1 protein-coding gene is annotated in these 513 nt (G+C 72.9%); it reads right to left on the bottom strand.

The genetic code is table 11. The features are described from left to right. A partial coding sequence (locus G3I71_RS46595; RefSeq protein ID WP_203733104.1) for a glycoside hydrolase family 9 protein occupies positions 1-513 on the bottom strand: 513 nt, incomplete at both ends.

Raw genomic sequence — 513 nt, 5'->3', positions numbered from 1 at the left:
TACTCGCCCGACGGGGCGACCATCCGCAGCATCCAGTCGAGCTCCCAGCGCGCCTCGTCGAGCACGTCGGGGACGCCGTCGCCGTGCTCCGGCAGGGCGAGCGTGCCGTCGTCCAGCGCACCCGGCCGCGCCGTCGCGGCCGTGAGCGTGCGCTCGTACGTCGACAGCAGCTGCGCGACCGCGATGCCGCCGTTGACCACGTACTTGCCGTGGTCGCCCGCGTCGTACCAGCCGCCGCTCACGTCCAGCGTGTAGTCGCACGTCCAGCCGTCGTAGTAGTCGCGCGGGCCGATGCACGGCACCGCGGTGTCGCCCTGGTTCGGGGCGACGCCGACGTGCCCCGCCTCGCGCGCGTACTGCTCGCCGACGATCGACGCCTCGATGTCGGTGCCCGAGCGCGCGAGGTAGAAGTAGTTGAGCGCGTCGTACCGCAGCTGCGCGTACAGGTCCGCGGCGATCGTGAACGGGTGGCTCGTCTCGCCGTCGGCCACCAGCGTCAGGCCCGTGCCCGTC

It is taken from the genome of Streptomyces sp. SID12501 (assembly GCF_010550245.1).
Lineage (GTDB): Bacteria > Actinomycetota > Actinomycetes > Streptomycetales > Streptomycetaceae > Streptomyces.
This window is presented reverse-complemented; position numbering and strand designations above follow the sequence as displayed.